The following is a 6,506-nucleotide window of genomic DNA, read 5'->3' as shown; positions in this document are numbered from 1 at the left end:
TGAAAAAGATGCACTCCCGCGGTTCTCGAGTGTTTGTAGATTGCACCCCCTTCTGGTACAATAGCCGCGCGGGAGGGGGACAGCTTGAAGATCGCCATTGTCCACGACTGGCTCAATCAGTTCGGTGGGGCGGAACAAGTGTTGGAGGCGCTGAAGGAACTATTCCCGGAGGCGCCCGTCTACACCAGCATCTACGATCCGGGCTCCATGCCCGCCACCTATCAGTCGTGGGACATTCGCACATCGTTCATGCAGCGCCTCCCCGGGGTCACCCGGCATCACCAATGGTACCTGATGCTGTACCCCCTGGCATTCGAGTCGTTCGATCTCTCGGAGTACGAGCTGGTCATCAGCAACAAAAGCGGCTTCTGTCACGGGGTGATCACGGCGCCGGAAGCGTTGCATGTGTGCTACTGCCTGACGCCTACCCGCTTCGTCTGGATGTACGAGGCTTATCGGCAACGTGAGGAGCTTGGCCAGTGGACGAATGCGATCCTGCGGCTGTTGATCCCCTGGTTACGACTCTGGGATCAGGTGGCCGCCAATCGGGTCGATCGGTTCGTCTCCATTTCCCGGACGATCCGGCAGCGCGTTCGCAAGTTCTACAGACGAGAGAGTGAGATCATCTATCCGCCGGTGGACACGGAACGATTTCGCCCTTCCGGTCAACCCGCCGGCGATTACTTTTTCATCGTCTCCCGCCTGGTCCCCTACAAGCGGATCGACATCGCCGTGGAGGCCTTCACGCAGTTGGGGTTGCCCCTGTGGATCGCCGGGGACGGGCGGGATCGACCGGCTCTGGAACGGCGCGCGGGCCCGAACGTGCACTTTCTGGGACGCGTGAGCGATGAGGAGCTGGTCTCGTTGTTACAGGGATGCCGGGCCTTCATCTTCCCGGGGCTGGAGGACTTTGGCATCGCGCCGCTGGAGGCGATGGCCTGTGGCCGGCCGGTGATCGCCTACGCCGGGGGCGGGGCGCTCGACACGGTGATCGAGGGGGAGACCGGGCTGTTCTTCCGTGAGCAGACGGCGGAAGCGCTGGCGCAGGCGGTCCAGCGGTTCGACCCGGCCGACTTCGATCCCGCCCGCTGTCGGGCCCGGGCGGAGCAGTTCAGCCGGGCGGAGTTCCAGAGACAGCTCCAGGCGTACATCCAGACGGCATTGAAGCAGCATCAAACCCTTTGACCTTCATGGAGGCCGGCGTAAGGTGGAGCTGCGTTCCTATTGGGCGATCATCCGACGACGCTGGTGGCTGCCAGTGGTCCTGATCGCGCTCACAGCACTATGGTGGCTGGTGGCCCGCCGGCCGTGGCAGCCACGTCCCGTGACGTACGCCACCTCCCTCAGCTTCAGCGTGGGCGTGCGGCCGGAGCCGCGCACCGGCGATTACTACACGTATGATCGCTACTACACCTGGCTGGCGTCCGAATACCTGGTGGACGACCTGAGCGAGGTGGTACGGCGCAGCGAGTTCGCCCGGGCGGTCAGCCAGCGACTGGCCGACAGGGGAATCACGGTTCCGCCAGGAGCCATCCAGGGCAGCACCCAGGCGGGGAAGCTCCACCGGGTGCTCACGCTCTCCATCACCTGGGGGGACCCGGACCAGCTGGCAGCCATCGCCGAGGCCGCAGCAGCCGTGCTGGGCGAGGAGGCGGGTGCCTTCCTGCCGCAGACCATGGCGGACGACGTAGAGGCACACCTGATCGACCGCGGCGCCATCGTCCCGGTAGGCCCCTCCCCCAGGGAACGATTGGACCTGCCCTTGCGTCTGTTTCTAGGGCTGGTGGCTGGCATCGCGCTGGCCTTCCTTCTCGACTACCTGGACGACAGCGTGCGCGGCCCGGCAGATCTGGAGGCATTGGGGATCACCGTGGTGGGTGAAATCCCACGGTCATCGTAAGGGGAAGCCATGGAGATTCGAGACTATCTGAAGATCTTGCGCAAGCGAGGATGGATCATCATCGTGGTCGCCGTGCTGGCGGCCGTGGGGGCCTTTGGGTTCAGCAAGCTACAGGCGCCCGTATACCGGGCCAGCGTCAAACTCAGCGTGGAGCCTGCGCGCTATGACTGGGGGCTCAGCAACACCGTCAAGGACATTCTGCGCAACTACGTGCTGAACCTGCGCACGCACAAGATGGCCAACCGGGTCATCGAGCGCGCGCAACTGGACATGAACTCGTACCAATTCCTGGAGAGGATCACCATCTCGTCGGATTCATCGAACTTCAGCTTACAGATCGACGCGGAGAGCCGCTCCCCAGAGGAGGCCAAGCTCATGGCCCAGACGATGGCGGAGATCTTCGTCGAGGACCGCCAGCGCTGGAACCAGGAGCAGGACAAGCGCGACCGCATCGAGGTGAGGATCGTGGACGACGTGCGGGACGCCCCTCAGATCCGCCCCAAGCCGCTCTTCAACGCCATCGCTGGAGGGCTATTGGGCCTCCTGGTGGGCGGCCTCGTCGTCTTCTTCCTGGAGTGGCTGGAATCGGACATCCTGCGCTCGCCGGAGAGCGTGGAACGGGCGTTGGGGATCCCGGTATTGGGTGCCATCCCCGGGCAGCCGGACAAGGACCAGCCCCGAGGACGCTCCCGGCGCCGGCCGTCCGAACTGGCTCAGCACACCACATAAGGTGAGCGATATGGCTTTGAATCTGATCACGATCACGGAACCGCGTTCGCCCGTTGCGGAGGCATACCGCAGCCTGCGCACGAACCTGGAGTTCTCCAGCCTGGACCACCCGCTGCGCACCCTGTTGATCACCTCCCCCGGTCCGGACGAGGGGAAATCGACGACGCTGGCCAACTTGGCCGTCACGACCGCCCAGACCGGCCGGCGGGTGATCATCGCCGACTGCGACCTGCGCCGCCCCCGCCAGCACGAGATCTTCTCCCTCTCCAACGGGGTGGGGCTGACGACCATGGTGCGGGACGAGAGCGCCCTGGCACAGCCGCCCCTGCAAGAGACGGAGGTGCCGGGGCTGTGGGTGCTGCCCAGCGGGCCGCTCCCGCCGAATCCGGCGGAGCTGTTGGCCTCCCAACGCATGAATCAGGTCATCGAGCGGCTGGCGGGAGAGGCGGACCTGGTGCTGTTCGACGCCCCGCCGGTGATCGCCGTGACGGACGCCGCCGTGCTGGCCAGCAAGCTGGATGGCGTGCTGCTGGTCATCAACGCCGGCTCGACAAAGCGACAGTTCGCCCAGCGCGCCAAGGAGGTCCTGGATCGGGTGAACGCCCGGCTGATCGGCGCCGTCCTGAACAACGTGATGCTGGACAAGACGCTGCACACGTACTACACCTGAGCGCATCAGATCGCTCGAGCGCTTATCTACAAGCCTCCGGAGTCACGCGGAAAGGGTGAACCGATGAAAGGACTGATCCTCAGCGGTGGGAAGGGCTCCCGACTCTACCCCATCACGTACACCAATGCCAAACAGCTGGTGCCGGTGGCCAACAAGCCGGTGCTGTTCCGGGTCATCGAGGCCATCCGCGACGCAGGCATCGTGGACATCGGCGTCGTGATCGGGGACACGGGGCCGCAGATCCGGGAGGCCGTCGGGGATGGATCGCGCTGGGGTGTGAAGATCACCTACATCCAGCAGGAGGCACCGCTGGGGCTGGCCCACGCGGTCAAGATCAGCCGGGACTTCCTGGGCGATGAGCGGTTCGTCATGTTCCTGGGAGACAACGTGATCCAGGGGGGCATCAGCTCCCTGATCCGCCAATTCGCGGAGAGCGATTGGAATTGCCAGATCGTGCTCACGGAGGTGGAGGAGCCACAACACTACGGCGTGGCGGAGCTGGACAGCGAGGGACGCATCATACGCCTGGTGGAGAAGCCCAAGAACCCCAAATCGAACCTGGCGCTGGTGGGCATCTACATGTTCGACCACCACGTATTCGAGGCGGTGGAGAACATCCGTCCCTCCTGGCGAGGCGAGCTGGAGATCACGGACGCCATCCAGTGGCTGGTGGACGCGGGATATCGCGTGTACCCCTACATTCACCGGGGGTGGTGGATCGACACGGGGAAGCCCATCGACATGCTGGAGGCCAACAACCGGGTCCTGGAGGAGCTGGAGCCGCGCAACGAGGGCACCATCTCGCCGGATTCCGAGGTGAACGGCCGGGTGGTCATCGAGCGGGGCGCCCAGATCATCAACAGCGTGATTCGCGGCCCGGCCATCATCGGCGAGGAGACCCGCGTGGTGAACGCGTACATCGGCCCCTACACATCCATCTACCACCACTGCGTAATCGAGCGTTGCGAGATCGAGCATTGCATCGTCTTAGAGAATAGCCGCATCATCGACGTCCCGACCCGCATTGAGGACAGCCTGATCGGTCGGAACGTGGAGATCACCCGCTCGCGCATGAAGCCGCGGGCGTACAAAATGACACTGGGGGATAACAGCAAGGTAGGATTGCTGTAGGCGTCTATGATACGTTCCTTTCCCGCGCTGAGACAGGCGCTTCGTCAGTTGGACCAGCTCGAGCCCACACACTCGGCCGCCGCAGCGTTTGAGGCGGCCGATCTCGTTCCCGCCTATCGGGTGCCGGACTCCTGCGATGTCGCCAGGGAGGCGAGGATCCTGGCCAACGCGGTGTCCATTCTCGCCGAACGGGTGGTGCGCCTGGAGAGCGTGTACGGACACTGGCATCCGTTCGAGCCCGGCCCTTACTTCGACCTGCGCTCCCCACACGCGGCGCTGATGTGCCAGGTGGAGGAGAGCGGGAGCCTGGTGCATGTCCGCCTGTACGCGGACCTGCTCTCCCCCTCCTTCCGGGCGGCCGAGCGGTTCTGCATGGAACAGTTCCTGCCGGCCCTGCGTTCGGCACATGTGAGCAGCTCGCCCGGGGCGATCACCCGCATGTACGAGCTGCGGGATCGGATCTGGCCAGCATTGTACGAGCGGCTGGAACGGGCAGAGCAGGTCCTGAGGGGAGCCGCCGATATCCTGACGGAGACGGGACACGTCTGTTTCCTGATCGCGTGGGGTGCCATCGAGGAGCGCCGCCGCACCATATCCGGCAACCACGCCGCCTCACCGACCCTGACCCTGGACTTCACGTTCCCGCTGCCGCTGAGGCGCCGTCCACGCCGGAGGGAGATCCTGCGGCGCCGCCTGCAGCGACGGAGAGCGGCCGGGCGTCCACTGCTGAGGCGCAGCGGCGCTGATCCCGGCTGGCATACTCGCCCGCGCCGTGGCGCCAAGGGGAATGGAGGAGGGAGCCATGCGTAACTACCTGATCACCGGCGGGGCCGGATTCATCGGCTCCAATTTCGTGCGCTACCTGCTGGACCGATACGAGGATATCCGGGTGGTCGTGCTGGACAAGCTGACCTACGCGGGTAACCTGGACAACCTGTTGGACGTTCAGGACGATCCCCGGTATCACTTCGTGCGCGGCGACATCTGCGACAAAGAGATCGTGGAGCGCGTGATCCAGGAGCATGACATCGACACGATCGTCAACTTCGCGGCGGAGACCCACGTCGACCGATCCATCATGGATCCCGACGCGTTCATTCAGACGGATGTGTACGGCACCTACGTGCTCCTGGAGGCCGCGCGACGATTCCAGCTGGAGCGATACCATCAGATCAGCACCGACGAGGTGTACGGAGATGTGCCCCCCGGACACTCCTCCCTGGAGACGGACCCGGTCGCGCCCCGGAGTCCCTATGCCGCCAGCAAGGCCAGCGCCGATCTAATGGTGCTCGCCTACCACACCACCTACGGATTGCCCATCACCATCACCCGCGGCGCCAACAACATCGGCCCATACCAGTACCCGGAGAAGGTCGTCCCCCTGTTCGCGACCAACGCCATCGACGACCTGCCGCTTCCCGTCTACGGCGACGGCCGGCAGATGCGAGACTACCAATATGTGCTGGACCACTGTGAGGCCATCGACATCGTGCTGCAACGGGGGAAGATCGGCGAGATCTACAACGTGGGCACGGGGCAGGAGATGGAAAACCTCAAGATGGTCGAGATCCTGCTCGACGAGCTGGGGAAGCCGCGCAGCCTGATCCAGCACGTGGAGGACCGCCCGGGCCACGACCGCCGGTACTCCCTGAACGTGGACAAATTGAAGAGCCTCGGATGGCAACCGCGGCACACCCACGAGGAGGCCATCCGAAAGACGGTACGCTGGTATGTGGAAAACGAGTGGTGGTGGCGAAAGATCAAGAGCGGTGAATTCCAGGAGTATTACCGGCGGCAATACGGACAGCGCCGCGTGATCCGGGCGAACTCATAGGCAAACTGTCCTCTCAGAGTGCGTCTGAAAAACACCGTTGCCTTTGCTGGGGGGAGGCCCTCCGGGTCTCTCCCCTCCGGAAAAAGCTCTTCTTTTGCCTTCGACCTGCCCGGCCTCAGCCTGGGTCCTTCGGGAAGGGCCGAGAAAGGCAGGTACAGGCCGGAAACGTGGGGGTTTCCGTGAAGGGGTCCCATTGGTACCAAGTTAAGCGATATGGAAGCGTGGCCCCGTATCTTTGGGGT

7 protein-coding genes are annotated in these 6,506 nt (G+C 64.2%); all 7 read left to right on the top strand.

Features of this window, described 5'->3' with window-relative positions; genetic code table 11:
- Positions 1 to 84: 84 nt before the first annotated feature.
- The 7 genes from GXP39_04035 to rfbB all read left to right on the top strand — a co-directional run bounded on the left by GXP39_04035 (position 85) and on the right by rfbB (position 6,264).
- Entirely contained in the window at positions 85 to 1,185 is a 1,101-nt protein-coding gene (locus GXP39_04035; GenBank protein ID NOZ27210.1) for a glycosyltransferase family 4 protein, read from the top strand.
- 22 nt (positions 1,186 to 1,207) lie between these two features.
- Positions 1,208 to 1,900: a hypothetical protein gene (locus tag GXP39_04030; GenBank protein ID NOZ27209.1), complete on the top strand. Its 693-nt coding sequence runs from the start codon at positions 1,208 to 1,210 to the stop codon at positions 1,898 to 1,900.
- Between the two features lie 9 nt (positions 1,901 to 1,909).
- Complete coding sequence (locus tag GXP39_04025; protein NOZ27208.1) at positions 1,910 to 2,629, top strand: hypothetical protein; 720 nt, start codon at positions 1,910 to 1,912, stop codon at positions 2,627 to 2,629.
- 10 nt (positions 2,630 to 2,639) lie between these two features.
- Entirely contained in the window at positions 2,640 to 3,299 is a 660-nt protein-coding gene (locus GXP39_04020) for a CpsD/CapB family tyrosine-protein kinase (protein NOZ27207.1), read from the top strand.
- 63 nt (positions 3,300 to 3,362) lie between these two features.
- On the top strand, positions 3,363 to 4,430 hold the full coding sequence (locus tag GXP39_04015) for a glucose-1-phosphate thymidylyltransferase (GenBank protein NOZ27206.1): 1,068 nt from the start codon (positions 3,363 to 3,365) through the stop codon (positions 4,428 to 4,430).
- Between the two features lie 6 nt (positions 4,431 to 4,436).
- Positions 4,437 to 5,240, top strand: coding sequence for a hypothetical protein (locus tag GXP39_04010; GenBank protein NOZ27205.1), 804 nt, complete (start codon positions 4,437 to 4,439; stop codon positions 5,238 to 5,240).
- Positions 5,233 to 6,264, top strand: coding sequence for a dTDP-glucose 4,6-dehydratase (rfbB, locus tag GXP39_04005; GenBank protein ID NOZ27204.1), 1,032 nt, complete (start codon positions 5,233 to 5,235; stop codon positions 6,262 to 6,264). Before GXP39_04010 ends, rfbB begins: the two co-directional genes overlap by 8 nt.
- Positions 6,265 to 6,506 lie beyond the last annotated feature (242 nt).

This window comes from Chloroflexota bacterium (genome assembly GCA_013152435.1).
Lineage (GTDB): Bacteria > Chloroflexota > Anaerolineae > DUEN01 > DUEN01 > DUEN01.
The sequence above is the reverse complement of the archived record's forward strand: the minus strand, read 5'-3'. Positions and strand labels throughout refer to the sequence as shown.

Excerpts from the sequence above, each read along its gene's own strand:
- GXP39_04015 (NOZ27206.1), top strand. The coding sequence starts at position 3,363 with ATGAAAGGACTGATCCTCAGCGGTGGGAAGGGCTCCCGACTCTACCCC.
- GXP39_04010 (NOZ27205.1), top strand. The coding sequence starts at position 4,437 with ATGATACGTTCCTTTCCCGCGCTGAGACAGGCGCTTCGTCAGTTGGAC.
- GXP39_04020 (NOZ27207.1), top strand. The coding sequence starts at position 2,640 with ATGGCTTTGAATCTGATCACGATCACGGAACCGCGTTCGCCCGTTGCG.
- GXP39_04025 (NOZ27208.1), top strand. The coding sequence starts at position 1,910 with ATGGAGATTCGAGACTATCTGAAGATCTTGCGCAAGCGAGGATGGATC.
- rfbB (NOZ27204.1), top strand. The coding sequence starts at position 5,233 with ATGCGTAACTACCTGATCACCGGCGGGGCCGGATTCATCGGCTCCAAT.